Origin of the sequence: Microbacterium sp. NPDC055910 (assembly GCF_042271185.1) — a bacterium.
GTDB lineage: Bacteria > Actinomycetota > Actinomycetes > Actinomycetales > Microbacteriaceae > Microbacterium.
On sequence record NZ_JBHJZS010000024.1, the window covers coordinates 1 to 20,838 of the forward strand.

18 protein-coding genes are annotated in these 20,838 nt (G+C 69.9%); 7 read left to right on the forward strand and 11 right to left on the reverse strand.

The window, feature by feature from the left end; translation table 11 throughout:
- Nucleotides 1–817, forward strand: an 817-nt coding sequence (locus ACFC3F_RS10635) for a DUF222 domain-containing protein (protein WP_376129214.1), incomplete at its 5' end; no start/stop codon positions are given.
- A 291-nt stretch (nucleotides 818–1,108) separates the two neighbouring features.
- Here the strand turns inward: ACFC3F_RS10635 and ACFC3F_RS10640 are convergent.
- Complete coding sequence (locus tag ACFC3F_RS10640) at nucleotides 1,109–2,323, reverse strand: lipase family protein (protein ID WP_376129216.1); 1,215 nt, start codon at nucleotides 2,321–2,323, stop codon at nucleotides 1,109–1,111.
- A 539-nt stretch (nucleotides 2,324–2,862) separates the two neighbouring features.
- Complete coding sequence (locus ACFC3F_RS10645) at nucleotides 2,863–3,693, reverse strand: hypothetical protein (RefSeq protein ID WP_376129218.1); 831 nt, start codon at nucleotides 3,691–3,693, stop codon at nucleotides 2,863–2,865.
- A gap of 172 nt (nucleotides 3,694–3,865) precedes the next feature.
- Here ACFC3F_RS10645 and ACFC3F_RS10650 point away from each other — a divergent pair, with 172 nt between their 5' ends.
- From ACFC3F_RS10650 to ACFC3F_RS10660, 3 genes are all read left to right on the forward strand, one after another.
- The gene (locus ACFC3F_RS10650) at nucleotides 3,866–4,978 is read left to right on the forward strand and encodes a YbdK family carboxylate-amine ligase (protein WP_376129220.1); all 1,113 of its coding nucleotides are present in this window, start codon (nucleotides 3,866–3,868) and stop codon (nucleotides 4,976–4,978) included.
- Between the two features lie 96 nt (nucleotides 4,979–5,074).
- Complete coding sequence (locus ACFC3F_RS10655) at nucleotides 5,075–6,442, forward strand: hypothetical protein (protein WP_376129222.1); 1,368 nt, start codon at nucleotides 5,075–5,077, stop codon at nucleotides 6,440–6,442.
- Nucleotides 6,443–6,444: 2 nt separating this feature from the next.
- Nucleotides 6,445–7,704 carry a chloride channel protein gene (locus tag ACFC3F_RS10660; protein WP_376129224.1) on the forward strand — a complete coding sequence of 420 codons (1,260 nt, stop codon included), beginning with the start codon at nucleotides 6,445–6,447 and terminating at the stop codon, nucleotides 7,702–7,704.
- 6 nt (nucleotides 7,705–7,710) lie between these two features.
- On the opposite strand, the gene ACFC3F_RS10665 is transcribed toward ACFC3F_RS10660, so the two are convergent.
- The 6 genes from ACFC3F_RS10665 to ACFC3F_RS10690 all read right to left on the reverse strand — a co-directional run bounded on the left by ACFC3F_RS10665 (nucleotide 7,711) and on the right by ACFC3F_RS10690 (nucleotide 14,306).
- A complete protein-coding gene (locus tag ACFC3F_RS10665; RefSeq protein ID WP_376129226.1) occupies nucleotides 7,711–8,163 on the reverse strand; it encodes a hypothetical protein in 453 nt (150 codons plus the stop codon).
- Nucleotides 8,164–8,173: 10 nt separating this feature from the next.
- Nucleotides 8,174–10,108 (reverse strand): FUSC family protein, encoded by a 1,935-nt coding sequence (locus ACFC3F_RS10670; RefSeq protein ID WP_376129228.1) that lies wholly within the window; start codon nucleotides 10,106–10,108, stop codon nucleotides 8,174–8,176.
- Between the two features lie 15 nt (nucleotides 10,109–10,123).
- Nucleotides 10,124–11,557 (reverse strand): DHA2 family efflux MFS transporter permease subunit, encoded by a 1,434-nt coding sequence (locus ACFC3F_RS10675; protein ID WP_376129230.1) that lies wholly within the window; start codon nucleotides 11,555–11,557, stop codon nucleotides 10,124–10,126.
- Between the two features lie 94 nt (nucleotides 11,558–11,651).
- Complete coding sequence (locus tag ACFC3F_RS10680; RefSeq protein ID WP_376129232.1) at nucleotides 11,652–12,467, reverse strand: DUF1275 family protein; 816 nt, start codon at nucleotides 12,465–12,467, stop codon at nucleotides 11,652–11,654.
- Nucleotides 12,468–12,489: 22 nt separating this feature from the next.
- On the reverse strand, nucleotides 12,490–13,128 hold the full coding sequence (locus tag ACFC3F_RS10685) for a flavodoxin family protein (RefSeq protein ID WP_376129234.1): 639 nt from the start codon (nucleotides 13,126–13,128) through the stop codon (nucleotides 12,490–12,492).
- Between the two features lie 5 nt (nucleotides 13,129–13,133).
- Nucleotides 13,134–14,306 carry a cupin domain-containing protein gene (locus ACFC3F_RS10690; RefSeq protein ID WP_376129236.1) on the reverse strand — a complete coding sequence of 391 codons (1,173 nt, stop codon included), beginning with the start codon at nucleotides 14,304–14,306 and terminating at the stop codon, nucleotides 13,134–13,136.
- 291 nt (nucleotides 14,307–14,597) lie between these two features.
- Here ACFC3F_RS10690 and ACFC3F_RS10695 point away from each other — a divergent pair, with 291 nt between their 5' ends.
- On the forward strand, nucleotides 14,598–15,374 hold the full coding sequence (locus tag ACFC3F_RS10695; RefSeq protein ID WP_376129238.1) for a helix-turn-helix domain-containing protein: 777 nt from the start codon (nucleotides 14,598–14,600) through the stop codon (nucleotides 15,372–15,374).
- Nucleotides 15,375–15,402: 28 nt separating this feature from the next.
- Entirely contained in the window at nucleotides 15,403–17,850 is a 2,448-nt protein-coding gene (locus ACFC3F_RS10700) for a response regulator transcription factor (RefSeq protein WP_376129240.1), read from the forward strand.
- Between the two features lie 20 nt (nucleotides 17,851–17,870).
- Here the strand turns inward: ACFC3F_RS10700 and ACFC3F_RS10705 are convergent, their stop codons facing one another.
- Genes ACFC3F_RS10705 through ACFC3F_RS10715 form a run of 3 tightly spaced genes read right to left on the reverse strand, consistent with a single transcriptional unit; the run spans nucleotide 17,871 to nucleotide 19,706 of the window.
- Nucleotides 17,871–18,248 carry a fluoride efflux transporter FluC gene (locus ACFC3F_RS10705; protein ID WP_376129242.1) on the reverse strand — a complete coding sequence of 126 codons (378 nt, stop codon included), beginning with the start codon at nucleotides 18,246–18,248 and terminating at the stop codon, nucleotides 17,871–17,873.
- Nucleotides 18,245–18,676 carry a fluoride efflux transporter FluC gene (locus ACFC3F_RS10710; protein WP_376129244.1) on the reverse strand — a complete coding sequence of 144 codons (432 nt, stop codon included), beginning with the start codon at nucleotides 18,674–18,676 and terminating at the stop codon, nucleotides 18,245–18,247. The genes ACFC3F_RS10705 and ACFC3F_RS10710 overlap by 4 nt, the downstream gene beginning before the upstream one ends.
- On the reverse strand, nucleotides 18,669–19,706 hold the full coding sequence (locus tag ACFC3F_RS10715; protein WP_376129245.1) for a glycerophosphodiester phosphodiesterase family protein: 1,038 nt from the start codon (nucleotides 19,704–19,706) through the stop codon (nucleotides 18,669–18,671). Before ACFC3F_RS10715 ends, ACFC3F_RS10710 begins: the two co-directional genes overlap by 8 nt.
- Before the next feature lie 124 nt (nucleotides 19,707–19,830).
- Between ACFC3F_RS10715 and ACFC3F_RS10720 the strand changes: the two genes are divergently transcribed.
- On the forward strand, nucleotides 19,831–20,733 hold the full coding sequence (locus ACFC3F_RS10720) for a Bax inhibitor-1/YccA family protein (RefSeq protein WP_376129247.1): 903 nt from the start codon (nucleotides 19,831–19,833) through the stop codon (nucleotides 20,731–20,733).
- The last annotated feature ends 105 nt before the right edge of the window (nucleotides 20,734–20,838 follow it).

Sequence of the window (20,838 nt, forward strand, 5' to 3'; positions counted from 1 at the left end):
ACGTTCCTCGCGCTCCGGGCTAACAGCATTCATAGTCATCAGTGTCTCCTTCAGGGTGAAGCCTCACCCCTTACACAGACCATTTGACAGGCTCGCGCAGTTGCAGCGCGGGTTCGATGCCCTGCTGAACCCGAAAGTGAACGGGGTGCCGGTCACCGGGCCACGGTTCGACGGCCACGACGACGGTGATCGTGACGAACCGTTGCCGGGCACCGCCGATGACCGCACCCGCACGCAGAAGCAGCACGACGCGTTGGCGATCATGCTGACCACCGCCGCCGAGTCCGCTGCCCTTCCCACCCTGGGTGGTGCCGCACCCACGCTCGTGGTGTCCGTGCGGGAAAAGGACCTCGCCACCGGGCAGGGTGCCGCGTTCCTCAGCGGCCTGAACGACCCGGTATCCCTGTCCGTCGCCCGGCACATCGCCTGTTCCGGGGCGGTGCAGCGGGTCGTGCTCGGCGAGAACGACCGGATCGTGTCGATCCACACCCAGGAACGCGTGTTCAACCGCCGCCAACGCCGCGCGATCGGGCTCCGCGACGGGGGCTGCATCATCCCCGGATGCCACGTCCCCTTCGAATGGTGCGAACTGCACCATGTCGTCGAACACGCCCAGGGCGGACCCACACACACCAGCAACGGGGTGCCCCTGTGCTGGTGGCACCACCGCACCCTCGACACCAGCGGATGGCACATCCGGATGAGACGCGGCGTCCCCGAAATCCGCGGACCCGCCTGGTGGGACCCCCACCTGAAATGGCGACCCGTCACATCCTCACCCACAACACTCCTCGACCGACTCACCTCGGACGTCTGAACCGCGTCGCAACGACGCGACGATGGGTGACGATCGGTGACGACCGCGACGATCCGGGAGGACCGGCGACGACCGATTCCTCTTCGACTGAACGCCAGCGCTCGACCGAACGCGAGTGCGCGACCGACTCACCCCGGACGCCTGAGCACGTCGCAACGACGCAACGACCGGCGCCGGATATGACGCCGCCGTCGGCGAGCGTGAATGCCGCGTCGAGGCCTGTGCCGACGGCGCGCACCGCTCAGCAGCATCCGACCCCATGTGCGCGCAGGCTCGACGATCCGTCCCGCCTCACACGCCGACCCCGTCGAGGAACGTCACGAGCTCGATGAGACCGAGGTAGGCGATGGTGCCGTGTGTGGCGATCGAGATCGTGCGGTAGGTGACGTCCATGCCGAGCGATTCGGCATGCGCGACGTAGCCTTCCGTGTCGGCGGGTCGCACCAGCTCATCCTCGAGCCCCTGAACCACGAGCAGCGGCGCCGAGAACGCGGATGCTCCGACTGAGTTCTCCTCGAGCAGCGTCGCCCACGGTTCGACGGTGGTGGGATCGGCCGAGACGAAGTTGCCGACGACGGGACCGGCGATCTCGTGCAACTCGGAGATGTGGCTGAGCAAGCACAGGTCGTTCATCTGCGGCTGGATCGCCAGGGCCTCCGGCGTGAGGATGTCGCCGAGTTCCGCTCCGCGGTCGGCGTAGATCTCGGCGAAGGCCGAGAACGCGTACGACCCGATGGTGACGCCGGACACATCGTCGAGGTGCGTCTTCATGAGCGCCGTGAGGTCTGCGGCAGGAGCGGCAGCGGCGACGGCACGCACGGTGAGCTCCGGCGCATAGTCCGCGGCGAGTTCGGCGGCGAACAGCACGGCTTGCCTGCCCTGAGAGTGACCCCACAGCACGACGTCCGAGCCGGCCTGGGCGGCGGGGATCGCCTGCGCGGCTCGCACCGCATCCAGGACGCTATGCCCCTCGGTCACGCCGATGAGGTACGAGTCGGGACCGTCCGCGCCCATCCCCGTGTAGTCGGTCGCGACCACGGTGTATCCGCGATCCAGCAGAACCCGCATCCCCTCGACGCCGATGTACGGGTCCACCCCGAGCGAGGGAGCGCAGGATCGCGCAGACCCCGTCGTCGGATGCCCCCACGACACGACCGTCCGTCCACCGGCCGGCGCGGGACCCAGCGGCGTGACGACGACCCCCGTCGCGATGACGGGGTCTCCGTTCAGATCGGTCGAGCGGTACATCACGCGCCACGCCCGCGCATCCAGGGGCACCCCCAACAGCGGCTCGCTTCTCACGAGCGAGCCCGGATCTCCGTCGAGCGCGTCGACCGGCTGGTGGTAGAACGCCTCGAGACCGTCTTGCTCGATCAGGTCGCCGATCAGGCGCACCTCGATCAGCGCGACGACACCGCCCATCATGGTGAGCAGAGCCGCGAAGAGGGCGGCGACCCACCGATGCCGTGGCGATGTGCGTCCGGTCGTCCCCCGCACTCTTTCCACGAGTCCCGGTCCTTTCCTGAGAACGACGGCTGGGGTTCGGTCGACGAAAGACCTGACCCGAGTCTGGACGTCATGACGCCTGTCCGGTAGGCCCCGTCAACGGGAGTCGTTCCGGACCGTACGACCACCCGCATCCTCAGGGAAGAACGGTGCACAACGCCCGAACCTCAGGAATTGCCAAAGACTCTCAGATCCGCTTGTCCCCCTTGTGGCGGACACGTTAGCTTTTTCTCAGACGGGGAAGAAGGCACTGGGGGATCTTGGCGGATCTGCCTTTCGCCTCGTCTCATGGGGAGTCCTGGGGACTGGGGGTCACTGAACTTCCCGCCTTACGGCGGACGTCCCGGACGAGTCAGTTGGCGCTGATCGTCCGGGACGACCTGTACCGGCCCGGAGCCGTCGCGCGCCCGCTGGGGACGGGCATCGGTGCTGGGGGCACCGTGCGACGTAACCGTCGCGGGCCGGTACGGGTCACGTTAGGCAGTCATCCTCCCCCGATCCAGGGGTCGACACGTCGCTCTCTGGCGTGTAAAGGGTGATCAGGCGGTCTTTCGCCGGCGCACCAGGACGATCGCGACGACCACTCCGGCGATCACGACGAGCGCTGCGATGCCCACGAGGATCCAGGGGAACCCGGAGGCATCCGCCTCGGTGTCCGTCGACGTGGGCGAAGCGCTGGGTGTGCTCGACGGCGTCGTGAGGGCCTCGTCGACGGTCACGGTGGTCATCGCGAGCACCGTCTCACCGTCCGCCACCGTGATCGTGAAGATCCCGGGCTCCGTCGCGGTGAACTCGGCAACCGCACCGCCGTCGGCCACGGGCACCGGAACGATGGTGGCGGTCGTCGACTCGTGCGAGAGCATTCCGCCCGGCGTCCCGTCGAGACCGAAGGTCGCCTCGGCGAGATCGCCCAAGCCCTCGGCGGTCACGGTCGCGCTGTCTCCGACACCGATCGACTCGGGCGTCGCGGTGAGCGTGGCAGCGCCCGGACCGGACTCGATCGGCGCCGACACGACGACAGCGGTCGCAGCCAGAGTCGTGCCGCCTTCGACGACCATGATCTCGAACGTCCCCGGCTCGGTCGCGCTGAACTCGACCTGCGCGGTCCCGCCACTGGCGGCGACCTCGAGTGTCGCACCGGATGAACCGCCCGACGACAGCAGACCGCCCGGTGTCGCATCGAGCTCGAAGACCACCGAGTCGATGCCGCCGAGGTCGGTCGCGGTGATCGTCGAGGTCTGCCCGACCGTGATCGTCTCGGGGCTCGCCGCCACGTCGACGAGGATCGTCGCCGCGGCGCTGACGGGAGTGAACGCCGCAAGAACCGCGACCGCCGCGATCGTCAGGATCGATGTGACTCTTCTGAACATGGACGACTCCCCGGTGAACTGCGCGATGGCCGTCCTCCAGTCTGCCCGGATTCCCGCTTCCTGCCCAGTCGAGCCGAGCACTGTCGCAACAGCTCGTGACTGTCAAGCCTCGTGCGCGGCCTGGCCCGCTGGTGTTCGCTGTCCCGAAGGACGCCGAACGAGGGGAGCCCCGATGGCCGCGACGTTCGGCATCGAAGAGGAGTACGTGCTGCTCGACCCGATCACTCTTCGTCCGGTGCCGCTCGGCCTCGACGCGATCCGCGATCTGGGTGCCGCGACCGACGGCGGCCTCGTCGACAAGGAGTTCTTCCCGTCGCAGGTCGAGTTCTCCACGCCGATCTGCCGCACGTCCGCGGATGCCCTCGACGCCGTCTGCGGCTTTCGGCGCCGCCTCGCCGGCTGGGCCACGGATGCCGGAGTCCTGGCGGCCGCGTCGGGCACGCCCTTCGACCTCGCCGCTGACGCCGCGCTCACTCCCGACGACCGCTACGCGCGCATCGGCGCCGACATCGGCGCGCTCGTCCAGGACCACCAGATCAACGGACTGCACGTGCACATCGGGATCGCGGACCGCGAGGATCGCGTGCGTGCGTCCAACGCCCTGCGGCCCTGGATCCCCGTCCTGCTCGCTCTCTCTGCCAACTCTCCGTTCTGGCGCGGTCGCGACACGGGCTTCGCCAGCTGGCGCGCCGTGCACAGCCGGCGCTGGACGACCTACGGCGTTCCGCCGCGCTTCCGCGACGCCGCGCACCACGACGAGACCGTCTCGGCTCTGCGGGGGATCGGCGCCACGAGCGACTCCGCCACGATCAACTGGAACGTGCGACTGCCGACCGCCTATCCCACGCTCGAAGTGCGTGTGTGCGACGCGCAGCTCGACGCGTGGTCGAGCATCGGCCTCGCCGTGCTCATCCGCGCCCTCACCGACGTCGCGACGAAGGAGCGCGTCGACGACGCCGAGCACACGCTGACCGACGCGGCTCTCTGGCACGCGTCCCGGCACGGCACGGAGGCGACACTGGTCGACCCGTCGAGCGGACGCCTCGCACCGGCGCCACAGGTCCTGCGAGGGCTCTATCGCCGCATCATCCCGCATATCCACGACCCGATCGACCGTGCGAGCGTCGCGGACCTGATCATCCAGGCCACGGCGGGCAGAACGGGCGCGGACGCGCAGCGGCGCGCGTTCGCCGCCGGCCCGGTGGCACTCGCCGAGCTCTATCGATCGCGGCTGGTCGAGCTCCCGGCATCCGCGCCCCCTGTCGCCGCGCCCGTCGGTGCGTGACCGCGCATGAGCCGCCGGGCGGCGAGCGCCGTCCGATGCGTGCCCGACTGAGGCGTGCGCCGTTCGCCCGCGAGAGCCGTCGCTAGGCTGACGTGCATGGCCATCGCCACTGTCGTCACCGCGTCCGCCGACGCCGACGAGTCGGTGCTCCGGCGCCTGCGCGAGCTCGGTTTCGACGCGACGGATGCCACGCCCCCGACTGCCGACGTCGCTGAAGCGCGCGAGTACGCGGCCGCCCTCGACGCGGTCGCAGCGCAGAGCGTCATCGCGGCCATCGCGCAACGCGGCGCCGAGAGCCGGCACACCGTCGCGGAGCGGCTCGGCGCAGCAGCCTCCGCAGCCGCTGCCGATGCAACGGAGTCCCCCCTCGCCCTCGTCGTGCTGCCGGCCGCCTCCGCCCCGCTCGCCGGACCGGTCGCCGTCGTGACCCCCGCCGAATCGGTGTCGGCCTACGAGCTCTACGTCGGCGCGGCCCTCGCCTCGACGTCACGCCGTCGCGTCGCGCACCTCAACGGACGCGGCACACAGGGCTCGGCGGTGCACTCCGGCATCGCGGGCCGCGTCATCGCGCGCGCGGCCGCACCCGAATGGCGCGAGTTCCCGCACGCACAGCCCGAACGCTCCCTGCACACCCTCACCTCGCGACCCGGGGCTATCGTCGCCGCCGTGCCGCCCGGCTCCATCGCCGCGGCCCAGCTCATCGCCGACCACCCCGACGCCGACATCGTGCTCGTGTTCGACCGCGCGCACGCGCGGCATGGAGCAGCGGTCGCCCAGCAGGTGTCTTCGATGGTCGAGTTGGCGTTCAGTCTGGGGGCGACGGCCGCGCCCGGCATCGTCGTCTCCGACGCGCCCGCACCGCCCGCCGAGACCGCCGACGCCCCCGGGGCCGCAGAGGCGCCCGAGGATCCGGCGTCGGATCTGCCCGCCATCCGCGCGTCGGACGTCGTGCACGTTCGTCTCACCGACGAGGCGCTCGAGCTGACCAACCGCACGAGTCAACGCCTGCGCGTACATGTCGCACTGGGCGACGGCGCTGCGCCCGACGTCGCGCGCGCCGAGTTCGCCTCGGTGCTCGAACCGCGTTCGGCACGCAGCGAGGCCACGGTCGGCGTGCCCGGCCTCGAGGACCTCCCGCCGCCCCAGGCGGTCATGCGGCACTGGAGCCACGAGTCCGAGGAGGTCTACGAGGGCGGGCGACGGCGCATCCTCGTGTTCCGGATCGAGGTTCTCGCAGCCGACGGCTCCGTGCGGGCGGAACGCTCGTACCGTCCGGGCAACGGCTTGGACTTCTTCGTGACCGCCCGGGATCTGACCGCCCTGATCGGACGGCCCGTCGCGCGCAGCATCCTGCCCGATCCGGCACCCGAGCCCGCTCCGGGGACGCCTCCGGCCGACCTGCTATCGGCTCTCGCGTCTGCGGTCGCCGTCGGCGCCCAGGTGCTGACGGCCCGCGCGGGATGAGCATGAGCGTGCAGGGGCACCAGCCGGGCCGCAAAGACTGGCTGCGGCTCGCCCTCGTCACGATCGCCGTCGGCGTCGGCGCGGGGCTCGCGGGCATCGCCATCGTGCTCGTGCTCAACGCGACGGCGTACCTCGCGTTCGGGCACAGTCCCGGCTCGGGCACGCTGCTCGAGTCGATCGAGCAGACGCCGCCGTGGCGTCGCTTCGCGGCGGTGACGTCGGCGGGCATCATCGGCGCGATCGGCTGGTACCTGCTGCGGCGCCGGCCGCCCCTGCCCATCTCGGACGACGATGCCGTGCAGGGGCAGAAGATGCCGACCTTCAAGACGATCGCCGACGGACTGCTGCAGATGGTGGTCGTGGGACTCGGCGGCTCGGCGGGCCGCGAGCTCGCCCCGCGTCAGATGGGCGCGCTCGTGGGCGCCTGGCTCAGCTCGAAGTCCGGGCTCTCGAGCGAAGAGCGAAAGGCCCTCGTCGCGTGCGGCGCGGGCGCGGGCCTCGCCGCGGTCTACGACATCCCGCTGGGCGGCGCGATCTTCGCCCTCGAGGTCGTCTACCTCGGCTTCCGCGTACCGGTGGTCATCATGGCGGTCACGACCTCGGCGATCGCGGCGACGGTGGGCGGCCTGCTCGTGCCCGAGACGCCGCTGTTCGCGCTCGAGCGCATGGAGGTGACACCGCAGCTGTACATCTGGGCGATCCTCGCGGGACCGATCTTCGGTCTGGGCGGCGCCTGGTTCGCGCGGGGGATCGGCTGGCTCATCGCACGCCGCCCGACGACGGCGCGCATCCTGTGGCTCATGCCCCTCACCTACGCGGCGGTGGGGCTCATCGCGTGGCCCCTGCCCGAGATCCTCGGCGACGGCGGCCCCCTCTCGACGACCGCGTTCAACGCCGACACGACGCTCATCGTGCTCGCGCTCGCGATCGCGGTGAAGGCCGCCGTGACCCTCGCGACCTACGGTGTGGGCACGGCCGGTGGAACTCTGACACCGTCGATCGCCTTCGGCGCCTCGCTCGGCGCGCTCCTCGGCGGCATCTGGAACATCTTCTGGCCCGGTACCCCCATCGCCGCGTTCGCCGTCGTCGGTGCCGCGGCGTTCCTCGCCAGCGCGATCCACGCCCCCATCAGCGCGCTCGTGATCGTGATCGAGTTCACGGGTCAGAGCTTCGACTTCTACGTGCCGATGATGTTCGCCGTCGCGGGGTCGGCCTTCGTCGGACGCTACATCATGCGCCGCAGCATCACGGGCGCGTTCTAGCGTCGGTCAGGGGTTCTCGACGCGCACGCGGATCTTCACCAGCGCCGTGTAGATGTGCTCGCGGTCGGCGAGGTAGGCGCTCAGCGCCTCACCATCGGCGTCGTCGGCGAGCGGTTGCGTGCCGACGACGAGAACGACGTATCGACGGCCGACGGCATTGGCCGTCCAGTCGTCGGTGACGGGCTGGTCGAGCCACACACCCGCCGGGGTGCACAGCTCGACGCGCAGGGCGCGCAGCGACGCGTAGAGGATCTCGGTGCCGATCGGCAGGATGTCGCCGTCGGCGTCGAGCCGCTTGAGCCCCATGCCCGTGACGGCCTCCGCGAGCGTGCCGTCGTCGGCCCGCGTGAGCGGATGCACGAGGACATATGCCGTGGCCTCTCCGAACGGGTTGGGCGAGGACCAGGTGGTCAACCCGACCTCGAGGCCGGTGGCGGGTGCAGGGGTCGTGTCTGTCACGTTTATGAGGCTAGCGGGATGGGCGGCCGCGGCCGCCGTGTTCGGCACGATCCGGATGCCGCCGCTCGAGCATCGGCCGCAGATTGGCCACTTCGTCCGCGAGCTCGCGCACGACGGCGTCGGCGGATTCCCCGCCGTGCGCGGGAGGAGCCGGCACGCGCACGGGACGCTCTTTCACGTCGGCGTCGGCAGCGAAGGACTCGAGCTCCGCCGCGATCGCCTTCAAGGCCGGGAGGTCCGCCGACACATCCTGCGGCGGACGCGAGGCCGAAGCATCCGTGATCCGGTCGGCGACGCGTTCGGCGGCTGTCACGACGGGGATCCACGCCCACGCCTCGCGGCCCGCCGGCGGCGGCTCGGCGAGAGTGCGCTGCACGCTCACGTTGGTGTCCGACAGCGTCCGGTACGCCCGGCGACGATCCGCGGTGATCGTCGCGGCATCCTTTCCGGCTGCGACGTCGCCGGCGTACTGCGTGAGCGCGGCGACCGACGATGCGAACGGGGCGGCGATGCGCGCGTGCCGGGCGGAGGGCCAGATGAGGTAGCCGAAGACGATGACGATCGCGCTTCCGATGACGGTCGTGAGGATGCGGGCCGTCGAGAGGTCCGACACGGACTCCCCCGACGCGATCATCGTCAGCAGCACCATGATGAGCGGCGTCAGCAGCAGTGCCTGCAGGGCGTACGAGCGTGCGGCCGCCCACGGCAGTACGGCGGCCAGGACGGCGACGGCGGCGCCGAGGAGCAGCGGCTCGTGGATGACCGCACCCACGCCGATGGCGATGACGGCGCCTCCGACGGTGCCGGCGCTGCGCAGCACGCCGCGCGCGAAGACCGAGCCCAGATCGGGTTTCATCACCAGCGCGACCGTCAGCGCGATCCAGTACGGGTGCGCGAGAGGCACGAGGTAGAAGGCGATGTAGGCCAGGGCCGTGCACAACGCGAGCCGCACAGCCGTCATGAGCAGCTCGGGGCTCGGCGCCGAGACGCGGCGCCCGGGCGGCGCATCGTCCGCGGGCGCTGAGCTCTTGCCCCAGATGGCATCCTCGAGCATCCCGACCCGCACGAGCGCGCCGTCGGGTGACGTGCGAGCGGCCGGGCGGTGTCCGCTCGCCACCGCGTCGGCCGCGGTCGTGAGCCGCGTCGCGGCCGACGCGCACAGCGCACGGTCCACGTCGTGCGCGAGCAGGCGCGCGAGCAGCTGATCGGCCGCTCGCGTGATGAGAGCCGAGCGGGCGTATTCGCGGGTCGGACCCTGCGCGCTCCCCCGCAGCGCGATCTCCATCTGCGCGTAGGTGTCGATCGCGGCGACCGTGCGGGCGCGCCCGGCCACGACGTCGTCCCCGCCCTCCGCCCGCGTGTGCGACAGATCCGCGAGCGCCCGCAGCACCGCGGCGAGTGCGTCGCGCTGGGGCCGATGACGGTTGAAGAGGGCTTCGATGCCGAGCAGCAGCGCATAGAGGGCAGCGCCCGCGAGAAAGAGGACCGCCGCCGGCCAATAGGGTGCGGCCGCGGGGACGCCGATCGCGATGGCTGCCGTGAGCATGCCCTGCATCGTCGCGACCGAGAGCGGTCCCGAGTAGCCGCTGAGGATCCCGCCGCCGAACGCGAGGAGCGTCATGACCAGGATCGTGACGACGGGCGGCGCCCCGGACAACCAGCCGAGAAGGTAGGAGGCCGACGCGATGGGGGCGCAGATCAGGATGCGGCGGAACCGGGACGGATACGCGTCGGCGTGCTCACCCATCGCCAGCAGCAGCGACCCCATGCTGATCCACATCCCGACCACCGCGTGGCCCAGGAGCGAAGCGACGATGAGCGGCGCGGCGACGGAGATGCTCGTCCGAATCGATCGACCCACGGGCCAGCGGGCCGGCGCGGTCGACGCGAGCGACCTCAGCCACAGCGAGGGCCGCCACGGACGAGCAGGGGTCGGAGTGTGCACGATGCGCCTGACCCTTCAGCCGGCGGGCGGCGGAGCATGCCGCACGGTCGGGACGGAGTGCGCCGGCGGGAGTGCCCCGGTTCGGGCGGGGAGGACGTTGATCACGAGGATGACGACGCCGACGACGATGAGGAGGATCCACACCGACGTCGCCGCTTCGGCGAAATGCGCCTTCATGTCGGCGCCGAGCCCCGCCGCCAGGAGCGCGCCGGCGACCGCGACGCCGAGCACCTGGCCGACCTGTCGGCCCATCGCGATGAGGCTCGCCGCGAAGCCTGCCTTCTCGTTCGGCAGCTCGGAGATGGCGGACACGTTGACGGGGTCGTTGAGCGCTCCGAAGCCGAGGCCCACGAGGAGGAACGGAATGAGCACGAGCCAGATCGCCGCATCGGCCGTGACCCAGAATGCGGCACCGGCGACGATGATGAGCACGGCCGCGAACACCAGGACGGCACGTGCACGGCCCGCCGCGACGACGCGTCCCGCCAGGGGTGCCGCGATCATCGATCCGACCGCCATGGGCAGCGTGAACAGCCCGGCCTCTGCCGGGGAGAGCCCGCGGTAGTTCTGCAAGAAGAGACTCAACGTGAACGCGACGGCGCCCAGGCCCAGCACACCGAACACGAGCGTCAGGATCGACGTCGTGAACGCGCGGCTGCGGAACAGCTCGAACGGGATGAGCGCCTCGGTCTTGCGTCGTTCGACGACGATCATGCTGACGAGCGCGACGACGCCGATCACGCACCCGCCGATGATGAAGGGCGAGCTCCACCCGAGGGTCGACAGCTCGATGATGACGAACACGACGCTGCCGAGGACGAGCACGAGCAGGATCTGTCCCACCGGGTCGAAGGGCTTCGTCTTGGCCGCACGCGAGACCGGCGCCCAGACGAGGAGCGCGATGACGGCGATCACGCCGGGGATGATGTTGACCCAGAACACCGCGCGCCACCCGAGCGACTGCACGAGCAGCCCGCCGAGCAGGGGACCGATCGCGATGCCGGCGCTGGCGATGACCGACCACCAGCCGAGAGCCTTGGCCCGCGCCGCCGGCTGAGTGAAGGTGTTCGTCACGATCGCGAGCGCGGAAGGCGAGATCATGGCGCCGCCGATCGCTTGGAAGCCGCGCGAGGCGATGAGCAGACCCTCGTCGGGCGCGAGACCGCACAGGAACGATCCGACCGTGAACACCGCGACGCCGATCGCGAGGATCCGGCGTCGACCGAAGCGATCCGCGAGCATTCCCGCCATGAGCACGAAGCTCGCGATGACGAGGATGTAGGCGCTCACGATCCACTGCAGCGACTGCAGCGAGGCGCCGAGGTCCTTAGCGATCGTCGGCAGGGCGACGTTCACGACCGTGCCGTCGATGGTCATCATGAGGAACGGCAGACCGCAGACGAGCAGGACGAGGTAGGGGCTGCGGGTCGTCGCTGCTCTCGTCATCATCGTCGGACGGTCCTCACTGGTGTCGCCGGCGGGCTTTCCCGCAGACGCGGAGGAGGCGGGCGGAGGCTCGTCGCCCCGCCCGCCTCCTCACGGGTCACGCGAAACTGCCGGCCGGCGTCGGGTCGACGTTCTTGCGCTTCATGACGAGCGCCGCGATCAGGATCAGGACCGCGATGAGCGCCGAGAGGAAGATCGATGCACCGTTGGCTATGAGCGCATCGGCGAGGAAGCCGATCGCACCGCCACCCGCGAACCCGAGGAGCGTCAGGAAGAAGATGCCTGCCCACTTGAGGTTCGGCGTGCCGTTGATGCCTTCCTTCTTGAAGGCGGCCTGCACGAGGAAGTTGAAGGCCATCTGCACGACGAAGGTGACCGCGACGGCTCCATAGAGCATGCCGTGGTTCTTATGGAACGCGTTGCCCTGTGCTCCGGCGACGAAGCTGATGCCGTACGCGATGTACTGCGCGTGCTCCTTCGGGAGCTTGCCGAGGTCCAGTCCGCTGTCCCACGGCACCGGCGACGAGCCGACGACGACCAGTGCGAAGATCCCCAGCACGATCAGAAGGACGACCTGGACGGTGAGGATGCCCACGGTGAAGGTGCGCCCGCTGCGCAGGAACGCCGTCATCAGGATGCCCGCGAGCGCGGACCCCACCCCGAAGGCGATGACCGAGATGAACGGGAACTGGAACTTCTCCCAGTCTCCCTGGATGAGCCAGTACCCGCTGGAGAGCACGTTGCCCGACTGGACAGTGGAGAACGTCGACGCGTTGGCGAGGGTCCAGGCGTTCAGTGTTCCGGCGATGAAGGCGAGGAGGAAGCCGACGAACGGCATCTCCATGAGGGGAAAGCGGATCTTCTCGGGATGCTCCTGGATGACCTGGACTCCGGTCGGTGCAGAGCTTGACATGGTGTCTCCTTTCGCCTCGGGCTCAGCCGAGGGCGTCTGCAGCAGTGGGCGGTCGGTTCCCGGCCGCGGGGGCGGCGGCGCCGGCACGCAGCGGCGCCACGGCGTCGGTGACGGCGACGAATCGTCCGAGATGCTCGGCGAGGACCTCTTTCGCCGTGTCGACGTCGGGGATCTTGCCGTGCGCGAGCACGAAGCTGAGCCCGTACGGGTTGCCGTCGAGCTTGTTGATCGTGTCGTTCGCGGTGCTCGGGGGCACGAGGATGCAGCCCCAGGCGGCGCCGACGGCGTTGAGGTCGTCGACGACGCGTTCCTGTCCCGCGTGCGCGAAGTTCGACGTCGCCATCGCCGTGAAGGTCTTGTTCACGAACGCGCCGGCCACGGCGGCGTCGTGATTCTCATCGATGAACGCCTTGATCGATGCGGACAAGAGGCCCGTGTGGGCTTGTGAGCTGACGACGAAGCCGTCGGCCCACGCGAGGTCGTCGGCCGATGCGATGTCTCCTTCAGCGGCGGCGGGCTGGACGTCGCGCGACAGCGCGACCTCCCGCACGTGCCGGACCCGCACCTCGGCGCCGAGCGCGCCGAGGGCGGAGTCGGTGAGGCCTGCCAGCTCCGCGTTCGCTCCGAAAAGACTCGAATAGACGACAAGGATGCGGGCCATGACGACTACTTCTGGATCTTCGACTGGTCGTACCAGATCACCGGTGCCGGGGTGTCGTCCGTGGGCAGCGACTCGACGAAGACGTCCGTCGACAGCAGGTGGTCCGCGACGATGTGCACGGGGTTGGATGCCAGCCACTTGCGCGCCGAGATGTCGGAGTACTCCGGGTGCTTGAAGACCTCGACGAAGATGAGCGGCTCGTCGCCGGTGTTCTGCACGTAGTGTCCCGCGACGAGCGGAACGACCCCGACATCGCCGGCCTGGAAGTCGAACGTGCGCGCGACGCCTCCCGAGAGGAACACGGTCATCTTCGCCTTGCCCTGGATGTAGTACTGCCACTCCGCGGCCTTCGGGTGCCAGTGCAGCTCGCGCATGCCGCCCGGTTCGACCTCGACGAAGGCGGCCGAGATCGTCTTGGCCGCGGGGAAGTTGTTGACGTCGACGATCCGCACACGGCCGGCCTCGGACTCGATCACCTCGGCATCCTTCATGTGGAAGGTGAACGGCGACGGCACCTTGCCTGCCGGAGTGGCACGCTCGACGTCGGCGATGGGGCCGGGGACGTCGGCCTTGAAGATGTAGAGCTCTTCCTTCGGGAACTGCGAGATCTCGCCCTCGGTCTTGCGGAAGTTCGCCGCGACGACGTCCTGCGGCGTGTGCATGAACCAGTCCGACAGGAGGAAGGTGTTGTTCTCGGAGAAGTCCGGCTCGCTGAAGACGAGCAGGAACTCGCAACCCTGGTCGAGACCCTGGATCGAGTGCGGCAGGCCAGCCTCGAAGTTCCAGAGGTCACCGGCGACGATGTCGTCGATGAAGTACCGGCCCTTCTCGTCGACCGACGTGACGCGAGCGTTGCCGACGAGCATGAGGCCCCACTCCGCCTCTTTGTGCCAGTGCAGTTCGCGGTAGGCGCCCGGCTCGAGAGCCATGTTGACGCCGGCGACATCCTGTGACGAGGGGAGGTCGCGGTTCGTGACCTCGCGCGCCCACCCGCCGGGCTGAAGCCGCTGGTGGGAGTCCGAGAAGCTGTACCTCATGTTCATCACGGTTCCGCCGTCGGTGGGCGGCGACACGAGGATGTCGGGGTTTTCGCGATCGCGCCAGATGTCGCGCGGTCCGAGGTCGAGCCAGCCCTTGCCATCGGTGGGGCGGATCGGCTGCGGCGTGTCGTCGGTCATGGTGATCTCCCGTTCATCGGCGTTGACTCCCTCGGGAGTCGGCAGCACTTTCACCTGTGAAGATACCGAGTATCCGGGCGGGACCAGGTTCTTGTCTCAACTCCGACCAGCAACTGGGCACGGAACAGTCGATGCCCGGCGACGCGCTGCCGCGCACGCACACGATCGGCGTGCGGACGCCAGGGGGGGTGATTGCCCGGGGTGATAACCCGGCCTCGACGCTCGATCCTCGAGAGAGGCCTCATACGCTGGCGCCGTCGCGATCGAAGGAAGGCTGATCAGAGGGTGAGGGTGACCGCACGGATCTCGCAACTCGCGGACTGTCTGATCGTCTCCGGCGCCGTCGCCGCCGTCGAACGCGCGGCGACGCCTCTCACCGCACGGCGTCCCTACGCCCTGCTCACGCACGTGCGCACGAGCCGCGGCCCGCACGCCGACGCCGTCACGGCGATGCTCCTGACGAGTCTCACCCCACGCATCCCCGCGCCGCCCCGCGCTCACATCGTGGCGCTGGCGGTTCCGCTCGTCTGCGTCACCGGATCATCACTGGCTCCCGTGACGCAGCTCTCGGAGACCGCGCTCGTGCGCGCATCCCGTGCTCTGCTCGAAAGCCTCGCCCGGGATCTTCCGAGCGGCGAGGCGGCGAGCTCGCGTTCGCTCGACGATGCGCTCGTCAGTCTGCTGCGCGGCATCCTGCAGGAACATCCCCGCACCGCCGCGGCGACGTCCCACGAGGCGACCTTCCGCGCACGGCTCGCCGCGGTCGTCGACGCACGGCACACCGACCCTCGCCTCGACGTCGTGCAGCTCGCGCACGAGCTGCACGTCAGCCGGCGCCAGCTCTACCGATACGCCGACAGCGGAGTCGCCGCGATGCTCGCGCTGCGGCGCGTGCACACGGCGCAGAAGCTTCTCGCCGCGCACCCTGATCTCAGCATCAGCGACATCGCGTTCCGTGCGGGCTTCGCGAGCCCTTCGCGCCTTCGTGCGCAGCTCCTGCGGATCACGGGCGAGACTCCGACAGAATATCGACGGAGGAGCGCTCTGCCCGCAGAGAGCGAGCTGTGACGACGGACGCCGACGAGATCGAGGACCCGTGCCCAAGGATGCCGAACGCGACGCGATCTGGAGACGCCTGGATCGGTCGCGCTTCCACGAGCTGTGGGAGCGCCTGCCCTCGCTGACGGTGCTCGCGGCGCTGCCGGGCTGGGGGCGCACGGAATGGATGCGCGCCTGCGACGAGCACCTCGTTCGTCGCGGCGACCCCCCGCGCATGTTCTGGCCGGACGGCCGCGAGGCCGCAGCGGCCGCACTCCTGATGCCCGCTTCGTCGCCCGTCGTGATCTTCCTCGACGACGTCGTGACGGGGCGGGACGACGCGCTGTGGGACAGGATCGTCGCGGCAGCGGGTCCGCGGACGCGCATCGTGCTGTCCACGCTCGACACCCCGGAACCCGAGGTCATCGCCGGGATCGACGCGCGCGTGCTGGATGAGCGCGACCTCCGCTTCACGGAGCACGAGGTGGCGGCACTGGTCGAGGCCTCCGGCGTTCCGCTCGCTTCCGAGATCCGCGATGAGCTCGTCATGCGACTTCGAGGGGTGCCCGTACTCGTGCGGCAGCAGCTCGCGCGCCTGCGCCGCCGACGCGGAGAGGGCGTCTGGGCGAGCCTCGCCTTCACGTTCGAGCGCACGCTCCTCGAGCACCTCGCCGCGCGGACGGCGATAGCGGAGAGCTCGTTCGCGGGACTGCTGCGCAGAGGATCGGGGTTCCGCAGATTCTCACCTCAGCTGCTGGCCGGGAGCGTCGACGATCGAGATGCGCGTTCCGACTCGGCGCAGATCGATCGGCTGGAGGCCATTCCGCTCGGCGAATTCGACATCGATGACGAGACGGGGCAGCGCGATTTCGTGTGGACGACGGGATCCTGGCGCGTGCTCGACGAGCAGATCGACCCTCACGAGCGCCGACGTCAGTGGGAGCTCGCCCTGCGGCGGACGCGCGAGGACGGGCGCATCACCGCACAGCTCTTCTACCTGTTGCAGCTGGGACGCCTCGCCGAGGCCGACGATCTCGTGTTCGATCAGCACCGCCGCTTCCTCGTGTTCACGAACGCCGAGACGCAGGATGCGCTGCTGGCCGCGTCGCGCGATCTCGACGGCCACCCGAGCCTGCTGCTGCTCGCCGGTGAGCTGCGGATCCGCACGATCGGGGCCAACCCGCAGACGATCCGGGATGCCGCGACCTGCCTCGACGCGTTCGTCCCTCCCCACGACATGGACGCGTTTCCCCGGTTCCGGCTCGACTGCCGGCGGGCCATGGCGGCCGCCTACGCCGGGCGACGTTCGGTCGCCATCCAGCATCTCGAGCGCGTGGCCGGGATGCTGGATGCCACGGAGGATTCGCGTGTCCGTCGGCGCGCCGACCAGGACCCCGGCGTGGCACAGCGCGTCGCAGCGGATCTCTTCCTCGCGTTCTGGGCCGCCGTGCAGACGGACCGCCACGACCTCGCGTTCGGCTTCATCGGCGTCATGCGGGAATACGGCGATCCCGCCGACACGGTGACGCAGATCGACCGGTTGACCGCGATGACCGAAGAAGACTTCGCCGGAACCCGATCGTGCGACCCCGGCGGTGCCCGTCCTGACGGGCTCGAGTTCAGTCATGCCGCGCCGCTCGTGCTCATCGAGGAGGGCGACGATCGTGACGCGATAGAGCGGGTGCGACCGCTGGCCGCGCGGGTACGGCCTGCGCCCACGCGCTCCGCCGCGGATGCGCTCCTGCTTCTCTCCCGCGCACTGGTCACCCCCGGTCAGGTGGATCACTCGTTCGTCGTGGCCACGGTGTCGCTGAGCACATCATTCTGGGATGACGCCAGACCCAGCACGTTCATCGCGTTCGCGGCGACCGTCGCGCATCTCGGTGCGGGCCGCGCTGACGAGGCTCGCGCCCTCGTCGCCGGTGCACCGCATCCCGATTGGTTCACCCTGACCGCGGAAGCCCTCATCGAGCTGTACTGCGCCGCGCCGGAGACCGCGCTGGCGCTGCTCGAGGCCGCCACCGCCACGACGGCATTCCCGCGGCTCATCGTCACGGGGGGCGTCCTGAGCGCCGCCGCCCTCGCATGCCGGGGACTGCACGAGGCGGCCGCGGCACGGCTCGACACGCTGTGGAGTGTCCACCCCGCGCCGCGACTGTTCCGATTCGCCCTGCGCTTCCTTCCTGCGGAGGTGTTCGCCGTCGTGGTGCAGGCCGCCGACGGGAACGTCTCCGACGGCGTGGCCGCCGTGCTGGATGCCGCATCCCATGACCGGCGCCCGACGCTCGACGATGCGGTGCCGGCCTTGACGCCGGTCGAGCGGGAGATTCTCGTGCTGCTGCGGCGCGGGCTCGGCAACGCCGAGATCGCCGAGACGCGCGGGGTGTCGCACAACACGATTCGCACGCAGCTGCGCCTGCTCTATCGCAAGCTCCGGGCCGCGAACCGCTCGGAGGCGATCGCGAATGCGCAGCGCGCCCATCTCTTCGACCCGGAGCCCGCCTGACGGCCCGCTCGCCCGACCCGTCAGACCGATCGGCCCAGGACGAGGCCCACGAACGCGGCCGTGCCGGTGATCGCGAGCATCCCGACGGCGTTGAGGACAGCGCCGCGCGCGGCCCGCCGCTGCAGCAGGACGACCGTGTCGAGCATCGCCGTACTGAACGTCGTGTAGCCGCCGAGTACCCCGGCACCGAGGACGAACAGCCACGGTGCGGCGAGCACCGACGAGTCCGCGAGCCCGGTTGCCAGGCCGAGCAGCAGGGATCCGCTCGTATTGACGACGAGGATCCCCCACGGGAACCGTCCGCTCGCTCGACGCATGACGAGGCCGTCGACGACGAACCGCAGCGCCGCGCCGAGCCCGCCGCCGACCGCCACGAGCAGGAACAGTCCAGGGGTCATGCTGCAGCATCCTTCGGCGGCCGACGCGTCGGGAACAGGCGCCCCGCGAGCGCGAGACCCGCGGCGGCACAAGCCAGACCCGCAGCGACGCTGCCAAGCGCGTACGCGAGCGCCACGGACGGCTGCGTCTCCAGCAGCACCACGGTGTCGGTCGCGAGCGCGCTGTACGTCGTGAAGCCGCCGATCGCACCCGTGCCCGCGAACAGGCGCACATCGCGCCGCGCGGCGGTCTCCCCTGCTCCCAGCGCCGCCACGAGGAAGCCGAGGGCGAAGGAGCCGACCAGGTTCACCAGGAGGATGCCCCACGGGACGCCGCCGCCCGGAAGCGCGAGGACGATGGCCTCGCGTGCGGCCGTGCCGATGACGCCACCCGCGAAGACGAGCAGGATCAGCCGCGGCCGCGCGTTCCCGCGCCCGTGGTCAGTCACGGGGCCGTACGGTCGATGCGTTGTCGCGGAAGAACCCGACGCCGAGATCGGGATGGTCCACGAAGACGCCGTCGACACCGGCATCCCGGATCACTTTCCACTCACCCATCCAGTCGCCGAACGCGGACCGGACACGACCGGAACGGAACTGGCCGATGAGAAAGGCGTTCTCAGGGCGGCATGTCCACGTGTAGACGCGCAGGCCGCGATCGTGCGCATCCGAGACGACGCGAGAGGGACCGGTCAGGCGTCCGAGCTTGTCGGGCACGAGGATCATGCGCTTGTCCACGCTGATGCCGTCGACGACGCCGACGAGCCCGTCGAGTCCGTCCGGAGCGGCGGTCTGCCGATAGGTCGGTGCGGCGCGGCCGTGCGCTGCGACGAGATCGGCGGGCCGGCCCGACGCCTCGAGAAGATAGATGTAGGTCGCGGGGATGCCGCGCTCGCGCAGTCCCACGAGCACGGTCGACTCGAACGACTCGATCGTGAGCGGCAGGTCGCCGCTCGCCCAGCCCGCTTCGGCGAGCTCGCTCGCGACGAGGGCCGCGACATCCCACCCGAGCGAGGCGAAGTAGGTCGCATGCTTGATCTCGAGCACCACGCCGATCTCGCGGCCCTGCTCGAGCGACCCGGCACTCACGAGGTCGAGGACGTCACGCAGCCGCAGCACGGGCTGCCCGCCGTCGAACGTCGCACTCGAGGGACGCAGGTCGGGCAGCCGCTCGCGGCACCGCAGCGTCGTGAGCTCCCCCCACGTGAAGTCCTCGGTGAACCATCCCGTGAGCTCGACGCCGTCGATCGTCTTCGACGTGCGGCGATCGGCGAACTCCGGCCGATCGGCGACGTCCGTCGTCGTCGAGATCTCGTTCTCGTGCCGCACGACCAGCACGCCGTCGCGCGACACGACGACGTCGGGTTCGACGGCGTCGACGCCCATCGCGAGAGCGAGGTCGTATGAAGAGCGCGAATGCTCGGGGCGGTATCCCGGCGCACCGCGATGGCCGATGACGAGCGGAAGACGGCGCGGCACGGCTCCAGGCTACTCGCCGCCTCTTGGCCGTCTCACAGGGTGGATCGATCGAAGCGCAGCATCCGTCCGATATCGTGGATCGACAGCACGATGTTGCAACCCATGACTTTGGAGTGTGAGAGCAATGGCCCTCAACAACCCCGCCTTCAACAATCCGGCCTTCCAGGATGAGCGGGCGGTGCGCACGTATCCCGGCGGTCGCCAGGCCGCGAACCTCTCTTCGGCCCAGCAGGCCGGCGTGAACGCTGCGACCCAGGCTCAGCTCGAGGGCATGTACGCCGCCCCCGCCGCGGGAGCCCTCGAAACCGACCGCATGTCGTATGAGGACACCATCTGGAAGACGGTCGGCCTCTTCGGCGTGCTGCTCGTCACCGCCGTGGTCGGCTGGGTCTGGACGATGGCGCCCGTGACGGCGACCAACCCGGCACCCTCGATCGCTCCGTGGCTCATCGGCGCGCTGGGCGGCTTCGTCCTCGCGATGGTCGTCATCTTCACGTCGCGCAAGAAGATCCGCCCGCCCCTCATCGTCGCCTACGCGGCCTTCCAGGGCCTGTTCGTCGGTGGGATCTCCGCATACTTCGAGATGATGTTCGAAGGCATCGTCCTGCAGGCGACCCTCGGCACCCTGTCGGTCGTCGGCGTCACGCTGGCCCTCTTCGCGAGCGGCAAGGTCCGCGCCTCCAAGCGCGCGACGAAGATCTTCATGATCGCGATGCTGGGCTACCTCGTCTTCTCGCTGCTCAACCTCGGCCTCATGGTCTTCAACGCCCCGATCGCCGGCGGAGCCTTCGGCCTGCGCAGCATGGAAGGGCCGTTCGGCATTCCGTGGGGTGTCATCATCGGCGTGTTCGTCGTGATCATGGCGGCGTACTCGCTCGTGCTCGACTTCGACTCGATCCAGCGCGGCGTGCGCAACGGCGCCCCCCGCAAGTTCGGCTGGCTCGGCGCCTTCGGCATCATGGTCACGGTCGTCTGGCTGTACGTCGAGATCCTGCGCATCATCGCGATCGTGCGCGGCAGCAACTAGACGCGGATCCATACCCGCTTCTCTGTACGGAGGGGTCGCCCATCGGGCGGCCCCTCCGCTCGTTCTCCAGCCGCCCGCGCACCTCGTTTCGAGCCGGGCCCCCTT